Raw genomic sequence first — 23,785 nt, forward strand, 5'->3', positions numbered from 1 at the left:
GTGACGACCCGCACCGCATGCTGCGTGCTGGCGGTGATGCGGTTCAGGCTGGTGGTCGCCAACGAGGCCGCGGTGGCGGCGATGCCCGGCGTCCATTCCGTCCACAAGCTGCCGGGTGCGGTGGCGGTCGCCGCCGACAGCTGGTGGCGCGCCCGCAAGGCGGTGGAGGCGCTGTCGGTGAGCTGGTCCGCCCCCGCCACCACGGGATTCGACACGGTGGCCGCCGACTATGCGTCGGACGGGCTGCTGGCCGCGCTGAAATCCTCCACCGAGGCCGGGCTTCCGGCGGAGACGGAGGGCGACGCCGCGGCCGCCTTCGCCAAGGCCGCCAAGGTGATCGAGGCGGACTACGACGCCCCCTATCTGGTCCACGGCCAGCTGGAGCCGCCCTCTTCCATGGCGCGCTTCAACCCGGACGGCACGCTGGAGCTGTGGGCACCCAACCAGATGCCGGAGCTGTTCCAGTCGGTGGCGGCCCAGACCGCCGGGCTGGCGCCGGAGAAGGTGATCCTGCATTCGCCGATCCTGGGCGGCTTCTTCGGCCGGCATTTCCTTTATGGCAGCGCCAACCCCTTCCTGCAGGCGATCCAACTGGCGAAGGCGACCGGCCGGCCGGTGAAGGTGCTGTGGTCGCGCGAGGAGGAGTTCCGCATGGACGCCTTGCGCCCGCTGAGCTTCAGCCGCTTCCGCGCCGCCATCGGTGCCGATGGGCGCCCCACCGCGATCCAGGCGCGCACGGTCGGCGAAGGGTCGCTCGGCCGCAGGTTCGGCGCGGTGTTCAAGGACCCGGTCGACAGCTCGGCGGTGGAAGGCATCACGGAAAAGCTCTACGCCATCCCCAACCGGCGGATGGAGTACGTCAAGTTCCCCCATCCCGTGACCATCGCCTTCTGGCGCTCCGTCGGCCATTCGATGAACGACTTCTTCTATGAAGGCTTCCTGGACGAGATCGCCGATGCCGGCGGCCAGGATCCCTTCGCCCTGCGGATGGAGCTGCCGAAGGACAAGCCGCGCCATGCCAAGCTGCTGGAGACCGTAGCGGCGATGTCCGGCGGCTGGAAGCGCGGCCCCTACGAAGTGGACGGCAGCCGCCGCGCCCGCGGCGTCTCCATGGCCTCCCCCTTCGGGTCGGAGACGGCGACCATCGCCGAGGTGTCGGTCCAGGGTGGCGAGACGCAGGTCCACAATGTCTGGGTCGCCTTCGATCCCGGCAGCATCGTCAACCCCGCCATCGTGAAGTCGCAGGTGGAATCGGCCGTTGCGCTCGGCCTGTCGGCCACGCTGTTCGAGGAACTCGTCTACAAGGACGGCGTCCGCCAGTCGCACAATTTCGACGACTACCCGATCCTGTCGCGCCGCTCCATGCCCGCGGTGCATGTCGAGATCGTGGAAAGCGGCGCCCCGATGGGCGGCGTCGGCGAGCCCGGCCTGCCCGGCGTCCCGCCGGCGGTCGTCAATGCGGTGGCGGCACTGACCGGCCTGCGCATTCGCAGCCTGCCGCTGGCGAAGAACAAGATCGGGGTCTGAGAACGTCCCTGCCCCGCCGCGCGTGAATCACCGCCCGCGGCTGCGCCTTCAGATGCTCGATCAGTGCCGAGGTCATGCGGAAGGGACCGAGCAGGTTGGTGGTGATGATCGACTGGGCCTGCGTGTCGTCGATCGGGCCGGAGGCATCGTCGAACGGCATGATGCCGGCGTTGTTGATCAGGACGTTCAGCGTCGGGTTCTCGGCGACCAGCCGTTCGGCGGCGGCCTGGATGCTGATCGGGTCGGTGATGTCCAGGTCGATGCCCTTCATGCCGGGATTGGCGGCGGTCACCTGATCCAGCAGGGCCTTGCGCCGGCCGGCGATGATGACCTTATTGCCCAGCTTGTGGAACGCCTCGGCCAGACCGCGGCCGATGCCGGAGGTGGAGCCGGTGATGAATATGGTGTTGCCGGTGAGTTGCATTGAGTAAAGCCCGTCCTTGTTTGAATTTTGGCAAGGGACGGCATTCGGGGAACGGAAGTATTCCCCAAGGAAGCTCTGTCCTGGATGATCTGAAAATCTACCGCACCCGGCGTCCCGGCGGAGCCATATCTAGGTATTAGCCGCCTCGGCACAGGTCCGGACGCCGCTTACTCCAGCGCCGAAGTGCGACTGCTCTCCACAGCGCGGCGAACCACCTGCGGCGGCTGGCCGTAGGCGCGCAGGAAGGCGCGGCGCATGCGCTCGCGGTCGGCGAAGCCGGTTTCGCGGGGCGATGACGTCCATCGAATGGCGCCCCTCCTCCATCATCACGCGCGCCGCCTCCAGCCGCAGATGCTCGACCGCCTTGGCCGGGGTCTGGCCGGTCTCCTGGCGGAACAGGCGGCTGAACTGGCGCGGGCTGAGATTGGCCACCTCCGCCAGCTCCTCCACCGACAGCTCGTTTTTAAGGTTCTCCTTGGCATGGACCAGCGCCCGCCGCACGCGGTCGGACCGCGGCTCCAGATCCAGCAGGGCGGAGAATTGCGACTGTCCGCCGGGCCGGCGCAGATAGACCACCAGCTTGCGCGCCACCGCCTTGGCGACAGGCTCCGGTGCAGATGCCGGCGACCCGGCGCGGCTCCCCCGCCGCCTCGCGCAGATAGGCCAGAAGGCCGGGGGTGGACGGCTTGACCCGCAGCGAGCCGATGGTGACGGTGGTGTCGAAGAAGCCGTTGCCGAAGGGCCGGGTTTCCACGGCAAAGCCCAGCGAGTTGCGCACCGGTCCGCCCTGTTCCGACAGGACATGGACCTGATAAGCCGGCCGGCCGAGCACGAAGTTCGCCATCTCGAACGCCGACAGCGCAGCCAGTCCCATCACCTGGAAATCGTCGAACACCAGGAAACCGATGGTGAGCATGTCCCGCCCCGCCTTGTCAGCCTTGTCATGCCCGCAAGCCGCAAGCCTGTGGATGCGGCGGGACCCAGACTATGCCGCAGTCGTCTTGTCTGGAATGTCAAAGATACCACGATTCCAGACATCGCCGCCGGACGCGTTTTCCCGAATTGCTCTGTCCCGGCCGAGGCGGCGGATTGCCCGGATCGCCCGCTCAGGGCTCACGGCTTGGTCAGGCTGGTGCGTGCCGCCTCCAGGATCTCGTCCGACAGGTCGGGGTCGTCGACGGCACGGGCGAGGATGAGGGCGCCGACCATGCCCGACAGGGTGGCGAGCGCCGCCTTGCGCTTCGCCTCTTCCGAGCGGCCCGGCACCAGACGCTGCAGCATGTCGATGAAGGGGCGCAATCCGCGGGTGAAGGCGCTGCGCGCCACTCCGCCCTGCCGGGCCACATCGACGCCAAGCGCCGCGATGGGACAGCCGGCGGCACTGTGGGCGCGGTGACGCGGCGACAGATAGCTTTCGAGCATCACCGCCAGCCCGTCATCGCCCTTCGTCCCCGGCGCCTCGGCCCAGCGCCGTGCCGTCGCCTCCATCGCGCTGGCGCAGGCCTCCGCAGCCAAATCCTCCTTGGACGCGAACTGCCCATAGAAGCCGCCATGGGTCAGTCCGGCCTCCTTCATCAGGTCGGCGACGCCGATCCCGTTGAAGCCGCGTTCGCGGAACAGCGCGCTCGCCACCTCCACGACCCGGCGCCGGTTCTCCGCCGCCTGTTCCTTGCTCACCCGCATGATTCACCTTCCGTAGCCGGAGCCCGGCCGGTGTCTCTCGCAAAAATCTCTCCGGGCTCCATCGCAAAATTATATGACGGCCATCATCAATTATGCAAACATGATGATCATCATGTAAAACTCCGCCCACGGGGCTCGACCGATCCGGAGACCGCGATCATGCAGAACGACCTCAGCCGATCCCTTTCCATCCAGGACCCCATCGTCATCGTGTCCGCCGTTCGCACGCCGCTCGGGCGGTTCCAGGGGGACTTGGCGGCGCTGCCGGCAACCTCACTCGGCGCCCGCGCCATTGCCGCGGCGGTGGAACGCGCAGGCCTGCCGCCCGCCGGCATCGACGAGGTGCTGATGGGCTGCGTGCTGCCCGCCGGACAGGGACAGGCGCCGGCCCGGCAAGCGGCCCGTGGAGCTGGACTGCCCGATGCGACGGGCGCCACGACGATCAACAAGGTGTGCGGGTCCGGCATGAAGGCCACCATGCTGGCCCATGACCTGATCCGTGCCGGATCGGCCGACATCGTGGTGGCCGGCGGCATGGAATCGATGTCCAATGCCCCCTATCTGCTGACGAAGGCGCGCGGCGGCTACCGCATCGGCCACGACCGGCTGCTGGACCACATGATGCTGGACGGGCTGGAGGACGCCTATGAGGGCGGCCGCGCCATGGGCGACTTTGGCGAGGCAACGGCCGATTCCTACGGATTCACCCGCGCCGAACAGGACGCCTATGCGGCCGAGACGCTGACCCGCGCCCGCAAGGCGGTGGAGAGCGGCGCCTTCGCTGCCGAGATCGTGCCGGTCGCCGTCCCGGCCAAGGGCGGGGAGCGGGCGGTCGAACAGGACGAGAACCCGCTGAAGGTCTCCCCCGACAAGATCCCGGCGCTGAAGCCGGCCTTCCGCCGTGATGGAACGATCACCGCCGCCAGCTCCTCCGCCAATGCCGACGGCGCCGCCGCGCTGGTACTGACCCGGCGGTCGGTTGCCGAAGCGGCCGGCCTGCCGATCCTGGCGGAAGTCCGCGGCCATGCCACCCACAGCCAGGACCCTGCCTGGTTCACCACCGCCCCGATCCCGGCGATCTCCAAGCTGCTGGACAAGGTCGGCTGGTCGGTGGGCGATGTCGACCTGTTCGAGATCAACGAAGCCTTCGCCGTCGTCGCCATGGCCGCCCGGCGTGACCTGGGCATCGCGCCCGACCGCCTGAACGTCAATGGCGGTGCCTGCGCGCTTGGCCATCCGATCGGTGCCACGGGGGCGCGGCTGATCGTGACTCTGCTGCACGCGCTGGCCGCACGCGGGTTGACCCGGGGTGTCGCGTCGCTGTGCATCGGCGGCGGAGAAGCCACGGCCATCGCCATCGAAAGGGTCGGATGAGGCGCCCGGAACGGCGTCCCAAAGACGGGCGCATCCTTCTATATCTCGCCTGCACCGGGACGTAGCGTGGCCCCACCAAGGCGAAGCACAGGGAGAGCGTATGGCCCGACGCCAGCGCTTGCTCCACCGCTTCGTGGATCGCCTCCCGCGCCCGGTCCGGATGGCCCTGGATCCAGGATATGCGCGCCATATGGGTGTGGGAGACGATCCGCTGTTCGAACTGGTAGCCTCGCAGACTCGATCCGGTGGTCGGGGCCGGTGCACTCAGGCACCGCTCGGCGAAACCGCGTGCACGGTCGAACTCGCCCACCGTGAGGAGGCCGAGGGCCATCATGCGCTGATGCATGGACTCTGCCCCCGGATCGACGGGCGTTCCCAGGAGTTGGCCGAAGCGCTCCGCCGCCTCCAGCGCTTCCTGGTCCTTCTCGAGGGCCAGATAGCAGAGCCACAATCCCCACAGGGCGCGGCGCTGGTATCCGTTATTGCCGAGCTGCTGCGAAAGCTCAACTCCACGCAGGAGCACGGCCTTGACCTCCGGTGCCGGGCCGAGCGAATTCCAAAGCGCCGGGCCCAGATGCGCCGTGATCGACATTTCGGACTGCAAGTCCGGTTCCGGTTGTCGCCGGACGGACTGCAGCACCGTCTCGGCGTGCCGGCGGAATTCATCGGTCAGCGACAGCTGGAACCACATCGGGGCCGACGCGACGGTCAGGTCGACGGCGGTCGCCAAATCGCCGGCAGGCGACAGGGACCATTCCAGTGCGCTGCGAACATCGTCCACCCGGGTCCCGTACACGACGTTCCAAGCCATCGTGTTCGTCGACTGCGACCCGGCCAGCATCCGGCACAGATGCCGCGCCCGATTGCGGAAGACCACGTCAGCCTCGCCGCTTTCCTGAAGCCGCTCCGCCGCATATTGGCGCGTGGTTTCGAGCAGGCGGAACTGCACGCTCTGCAGCCGGTGCTCGACGGACAGCAGCGACTTCTTCGACAGCTCCGATATGCCCTCGACGACGCCCTCCTCCGAAATCGCGCCGAAGGCCGCGACGCCGATGGCGAGGTCGCCGGTGAAAGCCCCGCGGATAACCGAAAGCCGGCGCAGGACAACGCGTTCGCGCTCGTCCAGCAGGCGGTGGCTCCACTCCAGCGTCGCCCGAAGGGTCTGGTGACGGGGCAGTGCCGTGCGACGGCCGCCGCGCAGAACGTCGAAGGCCCGGTCCAGACTCGCCGCCAGACCATGGATGCCCGGCAGGGGCACCCGGGCCGCCAATTCCAGCGCGAGCGGAACACCGTCCAGGTGGCGGCAGAGCTCCGCGGCGACCGGTGCGTCCGCATCCGACAGGCGGAACATGCTATCCCCGGACGACACCCGTTCGACGAACAGCTCCACCGCCGGGAAGGTCAGTGCCTGCTCGGCAGTCAACGTGCTTTCCTGCCCCGGCGGAACGGACAAGGGCGGCAGGCGGTAAACCCACTCGCCTTGCGCGCGCAGGATCTCGCGGCTGGTCACCAGGATGTCGATGTCCAGAGCCGTGGCCAGGATGCCCTCGACAACGATGGCGACCTCTTCGATCAGATGCCCGCAGTTGTCGAGAATCAGCAGGGCATCCAATCCCCTGACTGCCCCGAGGAAACCGTCCAGGGCACCCTTGCCGCCACCGGGCAGATTCATCACCTGGGCGATGGTGGTGCACACCAGCGTCGGGTCCGACAGCGTGCTCAGATCCACGAAATGGACGCCGTCCCGGTGGCTGCTCGCTGCAACCTGCGCCACTTCGATGGTGACGCTCGTCTTCCCGATTCCACCGACGCCGGTGATGGTGACGAAGCTCTTCTCCGCCAACTTCCGCACGATGTCGTCGATCGTCTCGTCGCGACCGATCAGCCGGTCGATATTGCGGGGCAAGAGAGTCGAAAGGTCCGCAGGCGGTGCGGACGGATGCGCGACAACCCCCTCCGCGGCCTCCTGCGGGAAAGGCGTCCGGATGGTCCCGACGAACCGGTAACCCTGCGCCGGGATGTTCTCGATGTAGTCCGTGCCGAGGTCGTTCTTGCCCAGCCAGGCGGACACCGACCCGCTCCGCCGTCCAGACGCCGGTTACCGCATCGACGGACGTAGGAGACGTAGGTGTTGATCTCCAGCTCGCCGAATGCGTGTGGCTGCATCGCAAAAGCTTCGGCTTCGGACCAGGTCTGGTGCGGCGACATCGACGGCGCACCAGCGTCATGGGCGGAAAGGTGAGCCATGGCCCCTGCTCCTGTCTGAGTTGTTCTGAGGAGAGTGTGGCCGGGCGGCGGCCCGTAAGCGAATAAAGCGTTGTAAAGGCCACTGCCCCTTTACGCGCATCGGCGCCATGGTCCTCATGCTTCCGAAGGAGCTTGGCAATCAGGCCGAAGCTCCGCAATATCCTTTTGTATGCAAGCGCCAACGGGATCCCGACTCTCCCTGGTTCGTGGTGAGCTTGCAGGACAAGCCGGTGACCGGGCCGCAGGATATGGCGAACCGGACCATTGGCATCCAATCGGTCGGCGGAACCACGGAAACGCTGCTCGACATCATGCTGGCCGCCCGCGGCGTCGATCGCGCCGGCGTCCGGAGGGTGGTCGTGGGCAACTCGCCGGCTGGGGTCGATCTGATCCGCCAGGGCCGGATCGACGCCTATCTCGTGACTGCCAGCATCGCGGTGGCACTACAAAAGAGCGGCCAACCCGTTCACCTATGGAACACGGACACGGTCGCCCCGACGCCGGGCTTCTGCTACTCCGGCAAACGCGACGTGATCGAGCGGCATCAGCCGTTGATCCAGCGCTATTTTCGCGCCGTCCGCACGGCACTGCTCGACCTGATCGACGGCAAGGTCGCCATCGCCGATGCACTGAAGGCCATGGAGCGCTACGATATGGCCGAAGCCCGGAATCCGGAGCTTGCCGCCGCCATTTACAGGGAGAACATCGCCTTCCTGCTGGCGGACGGCCGGGAGAACCTTCTGCGCAACGTACCGGTGCGCTGGCAGAGCGCCTACGACCTCATGGTTTCCTGCGGGTTTGCACCGCCCAACCTGAAGCAGGAGGAACTTTACACCAACCGGTTCATCGACGCGCTGTGACCGGGACCGGCGGCAGCAGCGGGCGGGCGGCCCTGATCGCCTTGACGGAGATCGGCAAGACCTTCGATGTCGGCGACGGAACGGCGACGGCGCTCCTGCCCAGCAGCCGTCGATTGCCGACGGCGAGTTCGTCGTGTTTCTCGGGCCGTCGGGCTACGGCAAGACCACCCTGCTGCGCATGATCAGCGGGCTGCTGGAGCCGACCTTCGGAACCATCGCCATTGCCGGAAGCCCCCTGTGGGACAAGGGCCGCTGCCGGAAGGACCTCCGGTCCCGACTGGGGCTCGTTTTCCAGGAATCGTCCCTGCTCCCCTGGCTGACGGTGGAGGAGAATGTACGGCTGCCGCTGGATTTGCGTGGGCGGCTGCCACGCGCGGAGCGGCTGTCCAGCGCGCGGGCGATGCTGGCGCTGGTCGGTGCCGCCGACATCGGCACCCGCATGCCTCACGAGATTTCCGGCGGCATGCGCCAGCGGGTGGCCATTGCGCGGGCGCTGTCCTACGATCCCGATGTGCTGCTGATGGACGAGCCCTTCGTGGCACTCGACGCGATTTCCCGCGAGGCCTTGAACATGGAGCTTCAGTCGCTCTGGCTCGCGACCCGCAAGACCGTTGTCCTGGTAACGCATTCAATGGTGGAGGCGGCCTTCCTGGCCGACCGGATCGTCCTGTTCTCGCCGGGACCGGGGCGCATCGACAGTGTGATCGACGTGCCTTTTCCAAGGCGGCGCACCCGCGATCTCACCTATTCGCCGGAGTTCCAGCGGATGGTGCGCGACCTGCACGAACGATTGGCCGAATTGATGGGGCAACCATGAAGAAGGTCCGGTTGCGCGATGCGGTCTGGCTGCCGTGGCTGGTCACGCCGTGCCTGCTGGCGGCTGGGCTGCTGGGCTGGCACGGAGTTGTCACCGCCTGGGGCGTCGAGCAGCGCCATGGTCAGCAGGAACAGCGCCGAGATGCCGGTGCCCAGATAGCCGCCGACCTCTTGCACGCCGCGGAACAGCTCCAGCGAGCCGGCGGTGGCGCCGACCGCCGCGGCCACCAGCACAACCAGCGCCGAATGACCGAGCGCGAAGAAGAATCCGACGGCGACCGGGCGCTCTCCCTCCTGCATCAGCTTGCGCGTCACATTGTCGATGGCGGCGATGTGGTCGGCATCCAGCCCATGGCGCATGCCAAGCCCATAGACCAGCAGCGCCATGGCGAACAAGGCAGGATCGCCGCCGAAGGACAGGCAGGCGCCAAGCCAGCCGCCGCCGTTCAGCAGCAGAACGGCCGCGGACACCAGGGCGAGCCGGGCCTTCAGACCAGGTTGCCCGAAGACGGCGGGGGGTGCCGGAAGCGGGATCATGACGCTTCTCCTTTGACGGTGTTGGGGATCGCGCCGCCGGTCGTTGAAGAGGGTTTCGGATAGGCGACCGAAATCGCCAGAAAGGCGACCAGCGCCCCCGCCGACTGCGCCACGACATAGAGCAGCGCCGATCTTCCCGGCAGTCCCACCGGCCCGCCGGTGAACAGTGTTCCGAGCGTGACCGCCGGGTTGGCATAAGACCCCGACGGCGTCGCCAGGATGGCCGCGGCCAGCCACGCGCCGACGGCGAAGGGACCGGTCTGCGCCCGGCCGCTGCGGCTGCAGCCGAACACGACGATCATCAGGCCGGCCGTCGCCACCGCCTCGCTCGGCACCAGCGTCCCTAGAGCATCGCGCCTGAAATCCGAATCGCGGGTTGCGCATTGGCGTCTGGCGTGATTCACCGTAGCTGGAGGTGGATCATGGGCCGGAGCTATTCGTCGGACCTTCGGGTTCGGATTTACGGAGAGATCGAGCAAGGCGGTTCGCGTCGGGCGGCGGTGCGCCGGTTCGATGTGAGCGCGAGCACGAGCGTGCGGCTTGCCCAGCGGATGGCGGCGACCGGCACGCCGAGAAGCTCCGGCGCGAACTCTACGACACGCGCTCCGAGCGCAAGGCACGTCTGCTGGACCAGTTGGAGTTCCAGCTCGAAGAGCTGGAAGCGACAGCCAGCGAGGACGAGCTGGCGGCCGAGCAGGCCGCTGCCAAAACCACCGCGGTGGCGGCCTTCACCCGCAAGCGGCCATCGCGCCAACCCTTTCCCGACACCTGCCGCGCGAGCGCGTCGTTGTGCTGGCACCGGCGAGCTGCCCGTGCTGCGGCTCGGACAAGCTGTGCCGGCTGGGCGAGACGATCACCGAGACGCTGGAGGTGATCCCGCGCCAATGGAAGGTGATCCAGACGGTGCGCGAGCGGTTCTCCTGCCGGGCTTGCGAGACGATCAGCCAGCCGCCGGCGCCGTTCCACACCACCCCGCGGGGCTGGGCCGGCCTCAACCTGCTGGCCACCCTGCTGTTCGAGAAGTTCGGCCAGCATCAGCCGCTGAACCGGCAGGCCGAACGCTTCGCGCGGGAAGGCGTGCCGCTCAGCCTGTCCACCTTGGCCGACCAGGTGGGCACCGCCGCCGCGGTGCTGAAGCCGCTGCACGACCTGATTGCCGCGCATGTGATGGCGGCCGAGCGGTTGCATGGCGAGCCCGAAGGGCCAGCGAAGCTACGATACGCCGGTGCCGGTGCTGGCCAAGGGCAAGACCGACACCGGGCGGCTGTGGGTGTATGTGCGCGATGACCGGCCGTTTGCCGGCCAAGCCCCACCGGCAGCGCTGTTCCACTATTCGCGAGATCGCGGGCGAGCATCCTGAACGGCACCTGGCCGGCTTCACGGGCTGGCTGCAGGCCGATGCGTTCGCCGGCTACAACCGGCTGTACGAACCCGACCGCCAGCCGGGGCCGATCCGCGACGTGCTGTGCTGGGCACATGCAAGGCGCGGCTTCTTCAAGCTGGCCGACATCGCCGCGAACACCAGGCGCGGCAAGGACGCCCCGCCGATCTCACCGCTGGCGCTGGAGGCCGTGAGGCGCATCGACGTCATCTTCGATCTCGAGCGCGCCTTGAACGGCAAGCCGGCAGCCGAGCGGTTGGCAGCACGCCAGGAGAACGGCATCGCCCTGGTAGCCGCTCTGGAGGGCTGGATGCGGACGGAGCGCGCCCGGCTCTCCCGCCATGCCCCCATAGCCAAGGCGATGGACTACATGCTGACCCGCTGGGACGGCTTCTCTCGTTTCCTCGACGATGGCCGGCTGTGTCTCACAAACAACGCCGCCGAACGCGGCCTGCGCGGGATCGCCTTGGGCAGAAAGGCGTGGCTATTCTGCGGATCCGACCGAGGCGGCCAGCGGGCGGCGATCATGTATGGTCTGATCACCACGGCCAAGCTCAATGACGTCGATCCCCAGGCGTGGCTCGCCGACGTGCTGGCGCGTATCCCCGACCTGCCGCAGAACCGCCTGCCCGAACTCCTGCCCTGGAACTGGAAGGCAATCCGCGAGCAGACGAAAGCTGCCTGACCGCGGTACTCACCGGATGCGTACGCTACAGCGTCAAAAAAAACTCTGCTGGCGAGCGAGGCCGGGCGCGCCGACGTCGCGGAAGGCCGCCGAACTTGGCGCAGCCACCGCCAGCCCCGGATGTGCGAGGAACCGGATCGGCTGGTATTCCTCGATGAGACCGCAACCACGACGAAGATGACCCGGCTGCGCGGCCGGGCCAAGCGCGAACAGCGGTTCAATGCAGATTCCGATGAAGCCGGCCGGGTATTCCGATTTGAAGGCGGCCACCGTTCCGAACTGAAGCTGGCCAGGGTTCCGAAAGAACGCGGCCGGGGCGGCGTATCCCCGCGAGGCGTTTTTCGTGTCGCATGAGCATGGCGTCGGGTCAAGCCGCCATGATCATGTCGAGGTGGAGGGCGTCCCCGGAATCCACAGGAGGGCCCCGGGCAAGCCGGTCGCGAGCGCGCCTCATCACGCTGGAGAGCGGCCGGCTTGCCTGGGAGGTGCCTGTGGAGCTCCGGGGGCGCCCGGCGGTCTCGTCACTCTCCGTCGGCCAGGGTTGGCGGACGCCGAGGCTTGCGCATTGAATCTCCGGTAAGATCGATGCGGTAGGCGTTGTGAAGAATTCGGTCCAAGATCGCGTCCCGAGAGTCGGGTCCCCGATGAGTTCGTGCCAGCGGTCCGTGGGGATTTGGCTGGTGATCAGCAAGGAGCCGGCGTTGTAGCGGTCCTCTACGATCTCGAGCAGGTCGCGGCGCTGCTCTGCGTTCAGCGGCTCTGGTCCCCAGTCGTCCAGGATGAGAAGCCGCACTCGGGCGAAGCCGCGCATCAGGCGGGCGTAACGGCCGTCGCCATGTGCCAGGGCCAGGGTCTCGAACAGCCGGGGCATCCGCTGGTAGAGTACCGACAGGTTCTCGCGGCAGGCACGGTGGCCAAGCGCGCAGGCCAGCCAGGATTTGCCGATACCGGTCGGCCCGGTGATGATCACGTTCTGGTGGTCGTGGATCCATCGGCAGGTCGCCAGCTTCTGGAACAGCGCGCGGTCCAGCCCACGCGGCGCCCGGAAATCAACATCCTCGATCACGGCGGGATGGCGCAGCCGGGCGCTCTTGGCGCGGGCTTCGAAACGTTTCTGCCGCCGCAGCGTCACCTCGTGATAGAGCAGCACACCCAGCCATTCCTCATGGCTGAGGGTGCCGGCCTCGCGGTTGGTCTGCATCTCGCGCAACGCCTTGGCCATGCCGTGCAGCCCCAGGTCGCTGAGCTGGTCGAAGGTGGGATGGGAAAGCATGGTGGGCTCCTAATGAAAGTAGCGCGAACCGCGGATGTTGGCGTGGTCCAGCGCCGGCGCCTCGGGGGCGGGCGGTGGAGCGAACCCGGTCCAGGTTGTTGCGCAGGATCGAGGCGATGCTGTCGGCGGTGGTGGCGCCGATCTCCAGCGCCCGGGCACTCACCGCCTCGGCGCGGGCCCGGTTGGAGCCGCGAAACAGCTTCAGCACGCCACGGCAGGTGCGGAAGCCCTGTTCCGGGTGCGGCCGGCTGGCGAGGATGGTGCGGATCAACGCCACAGTGTTGGGGCCAAGGTCGCCGGCGTCCCGCTCGAAACGCTCGGGGCTCCACTCGGCGTAGCGGCGGTGTGCCGCCGGCATGTGCTCGGGAACGGTGCTGTGGCACTCGCCGCCGTGCCGGCGGGCATGGGCGGCGACCCGCTGGCCGCGGTGGAAGAACTCCACGGTGGTGGCGGTGAGGCGCGCGTCGATCTGCTGGCGGATCAGTGTCGCCGGTACCGAGTAGTAGAAGCCGGCGACCTCGACATGGTAGTCGGGTAGCTGCGGTTGAGCTCCGGGTCGTAAAAGGACGCCTTGAGGACGCCGCTTTTCAGGTTGTCCGGCACGATCAGGCGTGGGCAACCGCCGAGGTCCTCGAACATGCGGACATGCGCCCCGATCCAGTCGGGCAGTGTCTGGGTCCAGGTCGCCTCGGCGTAGGTGTAGTTGGAGGCGCCCAGCACGGCGATGAAGAGCTGGGCGGGCCACACGGCGCCGGTGGCGGGATCGCGGATGGGCAGCGTCTTGCCGGAGTAGTCGACGAAGACCTTGTCGCCGGCCAGGTGGGGCTGACGCATGCTGGGGGCGAGCCGCGCCTCGAACTCCCGGTACAGTTCGCAGAAGCGACTGTAGCCGTAGCCGTCGGGATGAGCGGCACGGTACTCCTCCCACAGGATCATCAGCGTGACGCCCGGGCGTTTGAGTTCGCGGTGCATGGCCGCCCAGTCGGGTTCCGGACGCCGGCGGACGCCGGGGCGAATGTTCGGACGGGCGAACAGCCGCTCCTCCAGTTCGGCATCGCTGAGGTCGGGGGGCAGTGGCCAGGACAGGCCGGCGGCATGGGCGCGCTCCAGGTACTCCGCCACGGTGCTGCGCGCGACACCGAACTGGGCTGCGATCTGACGATCGCTGGTCGGCAGCAGGCTGCCGAACTTCAGGCGAAACAATTCACGGATCTGCCGCATGGAAAGCCTCAAGGCTGGCATCCGCTCCTCCTGTCGGTTGGATCAGGAGGCGGTGCTTGATGGAAGCTCTCCTCGCAGGGAAGACGCCATCATCATGCCGACGATGGAGCCGGCCGCCTTCACAGCGGAAGGGTGGCCGGCTTCATGTCGGAATGGTGGCCGCCTTCAAATCGGAATGCCGGCCGGCTTGAGATAGGGACCCTGGCCGCTTTCGCGTCGGAAACCGTGGCCGCTTTCAGTCGGAATCTGCAAACAGGGTCACGGTCGGGCTGTAAGTGCGGATGAAGCTCGCTTCGCCGACCGCCTGCGCGCCGTGGCCGAGGACGGCGATCCGCTTATCGATGACCTCGTAGCCGTCGCAGATCGGACAGACCCGGATTTGGCCGCGCTGCATCGCCTCATAAAGATGAGCTACCCGCGGCTGGCCGTCGATGACGCCGGTCGCGAGCAGAACGGCGGCCGCGTTTACCTCCCTGTCGTCTCCCAGCGTGGCGCGGAAGCCGCCTGCCACCCGCTCCAGCGCGGCGACCGACCCGGTTTCGATATGGCCGCCATGGGTTTCGGCCTGGGCGCGGATGCGGGCGAGCAGATCGGTGCCGCGGATGCCTCCCGTGAAGCCGGCGAGGTTGTGGGAGGTCGGAATCCAGGCGCAACGGCTCTTCGCCTCGTCCACCACCAGGGCCGAGCGGCGATAGCGGGCCAAGTAGATGGCGGCAGTCAGCCCGGCAGGACCACCGCCGACGATCAGGCAATCGAGCATGGACGGCAGTACCCCTCCGCCGAGTGCCGCCTTGTGACGGCCTTGGGAAGCTGAATCATGGCGCCTGTCCCTATGGCTATCCCTATGGCAGTCCCTATGACTATCCAACGCGTCGAGGTGATTACGGGTCTGGAGAAACGGCGGCAGTTCACTGACGATGAGAAGCTGCGGCTGGTCGAAGAGGCTTTCCAGCCCGGCGCCAAAGCGACTGAGGTTGCCCGACGTCAAGGCGTGGACGTCAGCCTGCTCTATCGCTGGCGCCGCCAGTTCTTCGGTCCGCAACCCCGGCTGCCGGCCTTCATGCCGATCACCGTCGCCACCGATGAGCCGTCGCCGGAGGACGCGCCGGAACCGCCCCCAGCCTCCTGCACTCTGCCCGCCGGCATCATCGAGGTTGAGTTCGCGGTCGCCCGCCTGCGGATCACCGGCTCGGCCGATCCGGCTCTGGTCGGAACGGTGATCGCCGCGCTGTCGGGGCGGTCAGCATGATCCCGGTGCCGTCAGGCGTGCGGGTCTGGCTGGCCGGCGGGGTCACCGACATGCGTTGCGGAATGAACTCACTGGCGCTGAAGGTCCAGGAAGGGCTTGGCCGCGACCCTCATGCCGGCGATCTATACGTCTTCCGTGGGCGTCGCGGCGACATGGTGAAGTGCCTGTGGCACGATGGGCTTGGCATGTCGCTGTACGCCAAGAGGCTTGAGCGAGGCCGTTTCATCTGGCCCAGCCCGGTTGACGGAGCCGTGGCCATTTCCGCTTCCCAACTCGCGTATCTGCTCGACGCGATCGACTGGCGCAATCCCCAGCAAACCTGGAGGCCGCGCTCGGCCGGATAGGCTGCGGCACAATGAATCAGCCCGCCGTCATCCGGCAGGAAGAGCAAGGATCGATGCGGGTTTCAGGGTATAATCCGGCCCTATGGACGCCTTGCCCGACGACATTGCCAGCTTGCGCGCCGCCTTGGCGCAGGCCGAGGCGCGGGCGGACGCGGCCGAAGCGGAAGCGGCACGGGCCAAGGCGATGGCGTCGAATACCGAGGCGCTGATCGCCAACCTGAAGCTGGAAATCGAGAAGCTCCGGCGCGAACTCTACGGTACGCGCTCCGAGCGCAAGGCGCGCCTGCTGGATCAGTTGGAGTTCCAGCTCGAAGAGCTGGAAGCGACGGCCAGTGAGGACGAGTTGGCGGCCGAGCAGGCCGCTACCCGAACGACCGCGGTGGCGGCCTTCACCCGCAAGCGGCCGTCGCGCCAGCCCTTTCCCGACCATCTGCCGCGCGAACGCGTCGTTGTGCCGGCCCCGGCGAGTTGCCCGTGCTGCGGCTCGGACAAGCTGTGCCGGCTGGGCGAGACGATCACCGAAACACTGGAGGTGATCCCGCGCCAATGGAAGGTGATCCAAACGGTGCGCGAGCGGTTCTCCTGCCGGGCCTGCGAGACGATCAGCCAGCCGCCGGCGCCGTTCCACGCCACCCCACGCGGCTGGGCCGGCCCCAACCTGCTGGCCACCCTGCTGTTCGAGAAGTTCGGCCAGCATCAGCCGCTGAACCGGCAGGCCGAACGCTTCGCACGGGAGGGTGTGCCGCTCAGCCTGTCCACCCTGGCCGACCAGGTGGGCACCGCCGCCGCGGTGCTGAAGCCGCTGCACGACCTGATCGCCGCGCATGTGATGGCAGCCGGGCGACTGCATGGAGACGATACACCAGTGCCCGTGCTGGCCAAAGGCAAGACCGACACCGGGCGGCTGTGGGTGTATGTGCGTGATGACCGGCCGTTCGCCGGCCAAGCCCCACCGGCAGCGCTGTTCCACTATTCGCGCGACCGCAAGGGCGAGCATCCCGAACGGCACCTGTCCGGCTTCACGGGCTGGCTGCAGGCCGATGCGTTCGCCGGCTACAATCGGCTGTACGAACCCGACCGCAAGCCGGGGCCGATCCGCGACGTGCTGTGCTGGGCGCATGCAAGGCGCGGCTTCTTCAAGCTGGCCGACATCGCCGCGAACACCAGGCGCGGCAAGGACGCCCCGCCGATCTCGCCGTTGGCGCTGGAGGCCGTGAGGCGCATCGATGCCCTCTTCGATCTCGAGCGCGCCTTGAACGGCAAGCCGGCGGCCGAGCGGCTGGCGGCCCGCCAGGAGCACGGCGTTGCTCTGGTAGCCGCGCTGGAGGATTGGATGCGGACGGAGCGCGCCCGGCTCTCCCGCCATGCCCCCGTGGCCAAGGCGATGGACTACATGTTGACCCGATGGGACGGCTTCACCCGGTTCCTCGGCGACGGCAGGCTATGCCTGACGAACAACGCCGCCGAACGCGGCCTGCGTGGGATCGCTTTGGGCCGGAAAGCGTGGCTGTTCTGCGGCTCCGATCGCGGCGGGCAGCGGGCGGCGATCATGTATGGCCTGATCACCACGGCCAAGCTCAACGACGTTGACCCGCAGGTGTGGCTCGCCGACGTGCTGGCCCGCATCAACGACATCCCCCAAACCCGCCTGCACGAACTGCTGCCCTGGAACTGGAAGGCAATCCGCGAGCAGACGAAAGCGGCCTGACCGCGGCGCTCAGCGGATGCTTACGGACGGCATCGCGTTCCTTGTCCTGAACCGGGCAAACGAAGCGTGCCCTTCGGTTCATAGACAAGCGGAGCGGCCGGATGTCACGCCCCGCGCCCATCGGACAAAATGTGCACAGCAAAAAGCCCGCCGAGCGCAAGCTCGGCGGGCCTTTTTTGTAGGTTTGGTTGCGGGGGCGCGAAGCCACCGAGAGTTGACTCTGCCGCCAGTGACGATCTGATGCGCGACGGCTCCATCCCTGCCCATTGCAAGCGACGCCTCTGCCATACTCCAGCGAACGCCTTCTCGAACAAGGCGCCGCCATGGCTGGACAACGTCCTGCCCCGCTTGACGGGCGCGCGAAAGAACGGCCACCAACTTGACAAGTTCCAGGAGAAAACTCCCCCCTATTCGACCTGTTCCAAGTCGGCCTCTTCCCCGGTGATCTCGCCCGGGGTTGGCGCGCTTGGGTCGATGTCCGTCAGCCCAAGCTTCCGAAAGATGTCAATCGGCTTGAGATAGGGACCCTGGATCGGCACGGAAAAGGGACCCCGTGATCTGGCGAGGACTTGTCGTCCAGGTAGTCCATGGAGGGGACCCGCGCGTGCCGCGCAGTGCCCTCATCTGCGACGGAGCGGCACGCGTGGGGAGGCGCTGTGGACCCACCTGGGCGACATCGGGGGGGAAGTCAGGCGCGGTTCTTGAAGCGCCAGCTTTCGTTGCCGGTCTCGAGGATCTCGCAGTGGTGGGTGAGGCGATCGAGCAAGGCGGTGGTCATCTTGGCGTCGCCGAAGACCGACGGCCATTCCCCGAACGCCAGGTTGGTGGTGACGATCACGGAACTGCGCTCGTAAAGCCTGCTGATCAGGTGGAACAGCAGCTGGCCGCCGGATTGGGCGAACGGGAGGTAGCCGAGTTCGTCGAGAACGATGAAATCCATGCGTGCGAGGTGGTCGGCCAAACGGCCCTGCCGGCCAGCCCGGGTTTCGGCTTCCAGGCGGTTGACGAGGTCGACCACGTTGAAGAAGCGCCCCCGGGAGCCGGCCCGGATGCAGGCCCGGGCGATCGCTACGGCGAGATGGGTCTTGCCGGTCCCGGTGCCGCCGACCAGGACGACGTTACGCTGCTGGGCGAGAAAAGCGCCGCCGGCGAGATCGCGCACCAGGGTTTCGTTGACCGGCGTGTCGTCGAAGACGAAATCGTCGATGTCCCTGGCGAGCGGCAGCTTGGCGATGGTGATCTGGTACTTGATCGAGCGCGCCTGTTTTTCGGAGATTTCGGCGGCAAGCAGGTCGCCGACCAGCCGCCACGACGGGCGGACGCAAAGCCGACGCGTCCCAACCGTCACCTGTCACCGCGCATACTCGTCGCGGATCCGGGGCTTGGAGGGCTGGAGAGGCTGCAGGGCGACGTCGCGTTGCCGCGCAATCCTTGCGATGATCGAGTAGGCGTGCCGGTGTTCGTTCCGGCGCCTCTCCTCGCCCGCCTCACGCGCTGCCCGTTCCGTTTCCTGCGCCACCTTCAGGAGGTCGTCCTTGCTCATGACCTTGAGCCGCGCCTCCAAGGCCTTGACAGCCTCGGTCGCGGCGCTGGTCAACCGGACGGCGCCCGCCACCGCGCCCGGCGCCCGCGGCTTCTCGCCTGTCATGACCTCCAGCGACTCCTGGGTTGCCGCGGGTGGTTTCACGCCGCCCAAGATGGGCGCCGCTTCCGCGTCGGGCTTCACCTTGTCGGTGCGGCCAGTCCGTTGGCCTTCCTCCTGCCGCGGGCTCCTGTTCGGCGCCTCACCGCGCACTTGAGCATCATTGCGCCGGCTGGCGAGCGCAGAGGAAAGATCGCCCGGCTCTTTGCCATGACTGATGGCATCCATCAGCAGACGCCACGCCGCCTTCGCCGGTTCGACCAACCCGGCCTGCCGGGCAAGGAGCAACACCAATCGCCGGCCGTGGCGAACCAGTGTCTGATAGGCGCGCTTCCACCCCTGCGCTTCCAGTTCCGCCTGCTCGCGGCTGGCGCGCTCCCGCACAAGCTCCGCATCCCGACCTTCGATCGCCGTCGTGAGGATCGCCAGAGCCGCCGGAACCCGCTCGGCAGCGGCGCCGCGGAGGTGCACACCAAGCGCCCGCACCGGCGCATCCAACAGGGTGGCCACCTCATCCAGTGCCCGGTCGCGGTTCGCCTGCGCAATCGCCCGCAGCCGGGCGCCGGGTTCACTGGGCAGGACCTCCGGCGTCAGCCCCGCTGACCGCGCCGCCTCCGCCACGGCGTCGGCCTGTTGGCTGGCAGCTTGCAACCGCTTGCGCAGCTCAAGCGCCAGTTGCTCGTCAGCAACGTCGGTGTCGATCGTCTGGCGCACGAGGCGGAGTGCCTGTTCGGCGCGGTGACGCCCTTGCCGATCTTCGTCGGCCTGCCGGGCGGCAGCCGCTCCGGTGATGGTCGCCGCCTCGGCGTTGCGCTTCGCCTCGGCCAGTTGCTGCCGCAGTGAAGTCCCTTCCGCGCGCAGGGCACCACAGTCCGCATCCGTTGCCCGCCGCTTCTCCTCCTCCAGCGCCAGGGCGGCCTTCGTACGTGCCAACTCCAAGGTGAGCTCCTCGGCGCGCGTCTCCGCCGACGCACGCGCTTGCTGCTCACGCGTCAGCGCGCCGCGCGATCTCTGGTACGCGGTCGCCATGGCGCCGCGGGCGACGGTGACGATGCCATCGGCCAGAGAGGCCGCGGCATCCGGCTGCGCCTGCCCGGTCGCCGCAGCTATGGTCGCGACGCTCCGCGAGGCAGCATCGAGTTCTTCCCGCAGCCGCACCGCCTCCGCCGTCGGCTCCGGCATCGTCACCGTCCTGTCGCTTGCCTCAGGAACGGCGATCCCGACGGAGCCCGGTTCGGGCGCGCGCGCTTTCCGTTCCGCGTCGCGGGCCTCCAGGTAGTCGAGCACCATCGCGTGTATCCCGCTCCACAAGCCGCGGTCATGCCAGTCAACGACAACACCGCGAGGAGCTTCGACCTTCACCATCCCACCCGTTTCCCGGCTGAAACGAACCCCTTGCGCTTCCAGCTCCTCGATCCGGACAACGGCACGAGCCAGACGCACCGATTTTTTGTCGGGCGCTGCGCGTCTGGACTTTTCGAGTTCCGCCACGATGGCATTGAATTCATGAGGCATGACGTCCACTCCTCCAAAATCCACAGCACGCCCCTCGACGACCGGGTGGTAGGCCGGACCGAGTGGCACCTGGGAAAGCGGTTCAGGGATTGGCCCGGCGGCGGCGCCGAGGTCCTGCTGTTGACGGTGGCGATGCCACTTCGACCGCTGAGATACGCGATGGGTCGCCCCGGTTTCGGCCAAGACCTCGTTGCACAGCCGCTCCCACAGCTTACGGCTTCCGATCAGAAAGGCCTTCCGCGACAGGTCGCGGTCCTTCGGGCCGAGGGCGCCGTCGACGAGCGGGCGCGTCGTCGCCAGAACGTGCGCGTGCGGCTGGTAGACGACGAGGCGCCCATCGGGCAATTCCAGGGCGTGGGGGCCGTCCACCGGGGGAGCGCTGGGGACACGGGCCACCGGGATCACCGGCCACGCGGGATCGACCGTGTTCGCCAACTTCTCGGCGGCGGCCGGCACCCTGGGGTCCAGGGGGCGCCCGTACAGGTGGACCGCAATGTCGGCGATCAGGTTGCGTGCCACGAGGTGCTCATCGACGAAGCGCTCGACCGACCGGATCGATGTCGCGATGGGGACCTCCCGGCTGAGCGACAGCGTGTATTGCAGCGCCAGCGTCGCGTCACGGCGCCGTTCGCTGAGTTCCACCCGGGTCCACAAGATCTGCCGATCGGCGCACCAAGCGGGCGCGCCCGCGGGCACGCGGATGTCGGTGTGGTGAACGCCCGACTTGACGGCCGAGATCGCTGAACAGGAGCAGGGCTATGAGGATCTGGCGCAGGAACACGACCGGATCATGGAAGACCGCAACCATCTGGCGGTGACGGTCGCCGAGCAGGGCGCGGCGCTGACCCGGATGTCCGCGGAGATCAAGGATTGGCAGCGGCAGGCGGCGGACGCGCAAGCCGCTGTGGAGACCGTGAACCGCCTTCTGTCGGAAGAAAAGGCTGCCCTCCTGCGCTCCTCGCTGCAGCTCGACCAGCTGCGTTCTGAACTGACCGACAAGCATCAGGTGGAGCAGGCGCTGGACGAAGCGCGCCGCGAGAACGCCCGCCTGCGGGGGCGGCTGGAGGTTCTGGAGCCGTTGGCGGCGACGCTCGCGGCATCCGCCCATCGTGAAGCCGGTGGCAAGGTGAAGCCCGGCAAGCAGGGCTCGCTGGGGTTGCCGGCCACGGCCGCGCCGCCCGGCTCCTGACCGCACCGATGACCGGGTTGGCGTCGACGACGCCGATCTGCCGCTGTGTTTCCGCTCCTGCCGCCATCGGACCATATCGTCATGGCCGCTCCCACCATGGACTTTCCACCCGTGCCCCACTCCACCGACTCCACCGCCGCGACGACGACGCCCGCTGTCCAGCCGCCCCAGCAGGAGCCGCGGACCGTTCCGCTCGAGAAGCTGCTCGGATTGGCCCGCATTCTGGCGCGCCATGAGATGCGCCGGCGGCCGTCCCAGGCCGGCTTCATGACGTTCGCTGCCGGCCTCGCCCTTGTTCTTCTCGCCGCCCTGATCGCGTTCTCCCTGAAGGCCCTGCGATGACCGTTCTCCACCACCCCCGACTCCGTGCCGTGATCTACGCCCGCTACTCGACCGACAAGCAGCGCCAGGAATCGATCGCCGACCAGATCGAGCTGTGCCGGCGTTACGCCGTCCAGCAGGGCTGGGACGTGGTGGATACCTACACGGACGCCGCGATCAGCGGCGTCTCCCGGCACCGCCCGGGCTTTCTGAAGCTGGTGGATGACGCTGGACGCCGCCGCTTCGATGTCGTGGTGTCGGAGGGCATCGACCGTCTGGGCCGACGGTTGGCGGACACCTCCGATCTCTATGACCGCCTCAACTTCCACAATATCAAGCTGTACACGCCCCACCTCGGCGAGATCACCACGCTCCACATCGCCATCATGGGCATGATGGCGCAGGTACAGCTCAAGGAGACCGGTCAGAAGACCCGACGCAGTCATCTCGGCCTCGCCAAGGAGGGACGTATTCCCGGCGGCAAAGCCTATGGATACGACATCGTCGACGGTGACAAGGCTGGTGGCGGGTACCGCCGCATCAACGCGGACGAAGCCGCAGTTGTCCGCCGCATCTTCACGCTATACGCCGACGGCATGAGCCCCCGCGCCATCGCCCGCCTGTTGAACGACGAGAATGTTCCAGGTCCCAGGGGAAGGAGATGGGTCGATACCACGATCCGCGGACAGGTCGCCCGCGGGACCGGTATCCTCAACAACGTCAACTATGCCGGCGTCCTGGAATGGGGACGTTGCGAGTTCGTCAAGGATCCGGGCACCGGCAAGCGCGTCGCCCGCATCAACCCTCAGGAAAAGCGGGAGATTGTTGAAGTCCCCGAGTTGCGCATCATCGACGACGTTCTATGGAACCGCGTAAAGGCGCGACAGGAGGCGGTTGCCACCGAGATCGGTCGGGATGACCAAGGCAACGCTCTGAACCGCGTGCATCGGCGGCGCTTCCTTCTGTCCGGCATGCTGGTGTGCGGCGTCTGCGGCGGCCGCTACACCATCATGGGCAAGGACCGCTACGGTTGCGCCGGCCACCGGAAATCCGGCACCTGCCCGAACGACCGCACCATCACCCGGCAGGCGATCGAGGGCCGTGTTCTTGCCGGGCTGAAGGAGCGCCTGCTCGGCGCCGACGTGGTCGCCGCCTTTATTGAGGAAATGGTCGTGGCGCAACGGCGTGATCAGGCCGAGGCCCGGAACCGGCGCGGCGACCAGGAGCGCGCCCTCGTCGGCATCGACCGGAAGATCGCGTCGATCCTGGAGGCGGTGGAGAACGGGATGTACAGCCCGGCTCTGAAGGAGCGGCTGTCCGCCCTGGAGGCCGAGCGCGCCACACTCGCCGCCGAGATCGACGCCCTGGGCACGGAGGCGCCGGAGATGCTGCTGCCGGTCAACCTGCCGGAGTTGTACCGGCGGAAGATCGCGGAGCTCGAGTCCGTGCTCGGCGACGGCGACGAGGGGATGGCCGCGATGGAGATGATCCGGTCCATGGTCGACCGTGTCGTGCTGTCCCCCTGCCCCTCGGGCGCCGGGCTGGAGGCGCAGCTTCATGGCGACCTGCTGGCGATCATGGAGGCGTGCACAGAGGCGGACCCGAAACGCCGACAGCCCGCCTTGTTGGAGGCGGGCTGTCAACTGTCGGTGGTTGCGGGGGCAGGATTTGAACCTGCGGCCTTCAGGTTATGAGTCAGATTTTAGCTCTCTACGCTATGATTTCCAATTGCTGCCGAAGCTTGCCAATATCGCGACAAGACTTTGAAAGTCCTTGAATATTTCTGCGT

General features: G+C 67.6%; 19 protein-coding genes and 4 pseudogenes. 11 read left to right on the plus strand and 12 right to left on the minus strand.

Annotation, left to right across the window (positions count from 1 at the left end; all coding sequences use genetic code 11):
• Positions 1–1,527 carry a xanthine dehydrogenase family protein molybdopterin-binding subunit gene (locus F1643_RS05935; protein ID WP_370540492.1) on the plus strand — a complete coding sequence of 509 codons (1,527 nt, stop codon included), beginning with the start codon at positions 1–3 and terminating at the stop codon, positions 1,525–1,527.
• Here F1643_RS05935 and F1643_RS05940 read toward each other — a convergent pair.
• The 4 genes from F1643_RS05940 to F1643_RS05950 all read right to left on the minus strand — a co-directional run bounded on the left by F1643_RS05940 (position 1,454) and on the right by F1643_RS05950 (position 3,634).
• Positions 1,454–1,951 (minus strand): SDR family NAD(P)-dependent oxidoreductase, encoded by a 498-nt coding sequence (locus tag F1643_RS05940; RefSeq protein WP_255542459.1) that lies wholly within the window; start codon positions 1,949–1,951, stop codon positions 1,454–1,456. The two genes, F1643_RS05935 and F1643_RS05940, sit on opposite strands and share 74 nt — an antisense overlap.
• A gap of 129 nt (positions 1,952–2,080) precedes the next feature.
• Positions 2,081–2,527 (minus strand): helix-turn-helix domain-containing protein, encoded by a 447-nt coding sequence (locus F1643_RS22400; RefSeq protein ID WP_370540501.1) that lies wholly within the window; start codon positions 2,525–2,527, stop codon positions 2,081–2,083.
• The gene (locus F1643_RS22405; RefSeq protein ID WP_255542460.1) at positions 2,415–2,867 is read right to left on the minus strand and encodes a hypothetical protein; all 453 of its coding nucleotides are present in this window, start codon (positions 2,865–2,867) and stop codon (positions 2,415–2,417) included. Before F1643_RS22405 ends, F1643_RS22400 begins: the two co-directional genes overlap by 113 nt.
• 197 nt (positions 2,868–3,064) lie before the next feature.
• Complete coding sequence (locus tag F1643_RS05950; RefSeq protein WP_194911756.1) at positions 3,065–3,634, minus strand: TetR/AcrR family transcriptional regulator; 570 nt, start codon at positions 3,632–3,634, stop codon at positions 3,065–3,067.
• A gap of 159 nt (positions 3,635–3,793) precedes the next feature.
• On the opposite strand from F1643_RS05950, the gene F1643_RS05955 reads away from it, so the two are divergent.
• From F1643_RS05955 to F1643_RS05965, 3 genes are all read left to right on the plus strand, one after another.
• The gene (locus F1643_RS05955) at positions 3,794–5,008 is read left to right on the plus strand and encodes an acetyl-CoA C-acyltransferase (protein ID WP_194911758.1); all 1,215 of its coding nucleotides are present in this window, start codon (positions 3,794–3,796) and stop codon (positions 5,006–5,008) included.
• A 2,354-nt stretch (positions 5,009–7,362) separates the two neighbouring features.
• On the plus strand, positions 7,363–8,115 hold the full coding sequence (locus F1643_RS05960) for an ABC transporter substrate-binding protein (protein ID WP_194911760.1): 753 nt from the start codon (positions 7,363–7,365) through the stop codon (positions 8,113–8,115).
• 112 nt (positions 8,116–8,227) lie between these two features.
• On the plus strand, positions 8,228–8,932 hold the full coding sequence (locus F1643_RS05965; protein WP_370540502.1) for an ABC transporter ATP-binding protein: 705 nt from the start codon (positions 8,228–8,230) through the stop codon (positions 8,930–8,932).
• Here the strand turns inward: F1643_RS05965 and F1643_RS05970 are convergent.
• A complete protein-coding gene (locus F1643_RS05970) occupies positions 8,860–9,468 on the minus strand; it encodes a hypothetical protein (RefSeq protein ID WP_194911763.1) in 609 nt (202 codons plus the stop codon). The genes F1643_RS05965 and F1643_RS05970 overlap by 73 nt on opposite strands.
• Entirely contained in the window at positions 9,465–9,803 is a 339-nt protein-coding gene (locus tag F1643_RS05975) for an aquaporin (RefSeq protein ID WP_206692361.1), read from the minus strand. Before F1643_RS05975 ends, F1643_RS05970 begins: the two co-directional genes overlap by 4 nt.
• Before the next feature lie 80 nt (positions 9,804–9,883).
• Between F1643_RS05975 and F1643_RS05980 the strand changes: the two are divergent.
• Positions 9,884–11,534 (plus strand): annotated as a pseudogene (locus F1643_RS05980) (IS66 family transposase).
• Positions 11,535–11,567: 33 nt separating this feature from the next.
• Here F1643_RS05980 and F1643_RS21655 read toward each other — a convergent pair.
• From F1643_RS21655 to F1643_RS06000, 4 genes and pseudogenes are all read right to left on the minus strand, one after another.
• Positions 11,568–11,804, minus strand: coding sequence for a hypothetical protein (locus F1643_RS21655; protein ID WP_206692384.1), 237 nt, complete (start codon positions 11,802–11,804; stop codon positions 11,568–11,570).
• A gap of 251 nt (positions 11,805–12,055) precedes the next feature.
• Positions 12,056–12,807: pseudogene (istB, locus tag F1643_RS05990) on the minus strand (IS21-like element helper ATPase IstB).
• Positions 12,808–12,816: 9 nt separating this feature from the next.
• A pseudogene (istA, locus tag F1643_RS05995) lies at positions 12,817–14,028 on the minus strand (IS21 family transposase).
• Between the two features lie 235 nt (positions 14,029–14,263).
• On the minus strand, positions 14,264–14,788 hold the full coding sequence (locus F1643_RS06000; protein ID WP_255542462.1) for an NAD(P)/FAD-dependent oxidoreductase: 525 nt from the start codon (positions 14,786–14,788) through the stop codon (positions 14,264–14,266).
• Between the two features lie 96 nt (positions 14,789–14,884).
• Between F1643_RS06000 and F1643_RS06005 the strand changes: the two genes are divergently transcribed.
• The 3 genes from F1643_RS06005 to F1643_RS06015 all read left to right on the plus strand — a co-directional run bounded on the left by F1643_RS06005 (position 14,885) and on the right by F1643_RS06015 (position 17,329).
• Positions 14,885–15,277, plus strand: a complete 393-nt coding sequence (locus tag F1643_RS06005; RefSeq protein ID WP_194911765.1) for a transposase — start codon at positions 14,885–14,887, stop codon at positions 15,275–15,277.
• Positions 15,274–15,621 carry an IS66 family insertion sequence element accessory protein TnpB gene (gene tnpB, locus F1643_RS06010; protein ID WP_194911767.1) on the plus strand — a complete coding sequence of 116 codons (348 nt, stop codon included), beginning with the start codon at positions 15,274–15,276 and terminating at the stop codon, positions 15,619–15,621. The genes F1643_RS06005 and tnpB overlap by 4 nt, the downstream gene beginning before the upstream one ends.
• Before the next feature lie 82 nt (positions 15,622–15,703).
• Positions 15,704–17,329, plus strand: coding sequence for an IS66 family transposase (locus F1643_RS06015; protein ID WP_194911770.1), 1,626 nt, complete (start codon positions 15,704–15,706; stop codon positions 17,327–17,329).
• A gap of 688 nt (positions 17,330–18,017) precedes the next feature.
• On the opposite strand, the pseudogene istB (F1643_RS06020) reads toward F1643_RS06015, so the two are convergent.
• Positions 18,018–18,635: pseudogene (gene istB, locus F1643_RS06020) on the minus strand (IS21-like element helper ATPase IstB); the annotation flags it as partial.
• A gap of 45 nt (positions 18,636–18,680) precedes the next feature.
• Entirely contained in the window at positions 18,681–21,182 is a 2,502-nt protein-coding gene (locus tag F1643_RS06025; protein ID WP_370540493.1) for a MobA/MobL family protein, read from the minus strand.
• A gap of 28 nt (positions 21,183–21,210) precedes the next feature.
• Between F1643_RS06025 and F1643_RS06030 the strand changes: the two genes are divergently transcribed.
• The 3 genes from F1643_RS06030 to F1643_RS06040 all read left to right on the plus strand — a co-directional run bounded on the left by F1643_RS06030 (position 21,211) and on the right by F1643_RS06040 (position 23,690).
• Positions 21,211–21,675 (plus strand): hypothetical protein, encoded by a 465-nt coding sequence (locus tag F1643_RS06030; protein ID WP_194911772.1) that lies wholly within the window; start codon positions 21,211–21,213, stop codon positions 21,673–21,675.
• 81 nt (positions 21,676–21,756) lie between these two features.
• A complete protein-coding gene (locus F1643_RS06035) occupies positions 21,757–22,017 on the plus strand; it encodes a hypothetical protein (protein WP_109156595.1) in 261 nt (86 codons plus the stop codon).
• The gene (locus F1643_RS06040) at positions 22,014–23,690 is read left to right on the plus strand and encodes a recombinase family protein (protein ID WP_194911773.1); all 1,677 of its coding nucleotides are present in this window, start codon (positions 22,014–22,016) and stop codon (positions 23,688–23,690) included. The genes F1643_RS06035 and F1643_RS06040 overlap by 4 nt, the downstream gene beginning before the upstream one ends.
• Positions 23,691–23,785 lie beyond the last annotated feature (95 nt).

The organism is Azospirillum sp. INR13 (assembly GCF_015390205.1).
Lineage (GTDB): Bacteria > Pseudomonadota > Alphaproteobacteria > Azospirillales > Azospirillaceae > Azospirillum.

What these genes read in the sequence shown, in the direction of transcription:
- F1643_RS22405 (WP_255542460.1), bottom strand. Translation starts at nt 2,867, where the DNA reads ATGCTCACCATCGGTTTCCTGGTGTTCGACGATTTCCAGGTGATGGGA.
- F1643_RS06040 (WP_194911773.1), top strand. Translation starts at nt 22,014, where the DNA reads ATGACCGTTCTCCACCACCCCCGACTCCGTGCCGTGATCTACGCCCGC.
- F1643_RS05955 (WP_194911758.1), top strand. Translation starts at nt 3,794, where the DNA reads ATGCAGAACGACCTCAGCCGATCCCTTTCCATCCAGGACCCCATCGTC.
- F1643_RS05940 (WP_255542459.1), bottom strand. Translation starts at nt 1,951, where the DNA reads ATGCAACTCACCGGCAACACCATATTCATCACCGGCTCCACCTCCGGC.
- F1643_RS05960 (WP_194911760.1), top strand. Translation starts at nt 7,363, where the DNA reads ATGGTCCTCATGCTTCCGAAGGAGCTTGGCAATCAGGCCGAAGCTCCG.
- F1643_RS06015 (WP_194911770.1), top strand. Translation starts at nt 15,704, where the DNA reads ATGGACGCCTTGCCCGACGACATTGCCAGCTTGCGCGCCGCCTTGGCG.
- tnpB (WP_194911767.1), top strand. Translation starts at nt 15,274, where the DNA reads ATGATCCCGGTGCCGTCAGGCGTGCGGGTCTGGCTGGCCGGCGGGGTC.
- F1643_RS05970 (WP_194911763.1), bottom strand. Translation starts at nt 9,468, where the DNA reads ATGATCCCGCTTCCGGCACCCCCCGCCGTCTTCGGGCAACCTGGTCTG.
- F1643_RS06035 (WP_109156595.1), top strand. Translation starts at nt 21,757, where the DNA reads ATGGCCGCTCCCACCATGGACTTTCCACCCGTGCCCCACTCCACCGAC.
- F1643_RS06005 (WP_194911765.1), top strand. Translation starts at nt 14,885, where the DNA reads ATGACTATCCAACGCGTCGAGGTGATTACGGGTCTGGAGAAACGGCGG.
- F1643_RS05950 (WP_194911756.1), bottom strand. Translation starts at nt 3,634, where the DNA reads ATGCGGGTGAGCAAGGAACAGGCGGCGGAGAACCGGCGCCGGGTCGTG.
- F1643_RS06000 (WP_255542462.1), bottom strand. Translation starts at nt 14,788, where the DNA reads ATGCTCGATTGCCTGATCGTCGGCGGTGGTCCTGCCGGGCTGACTGCC.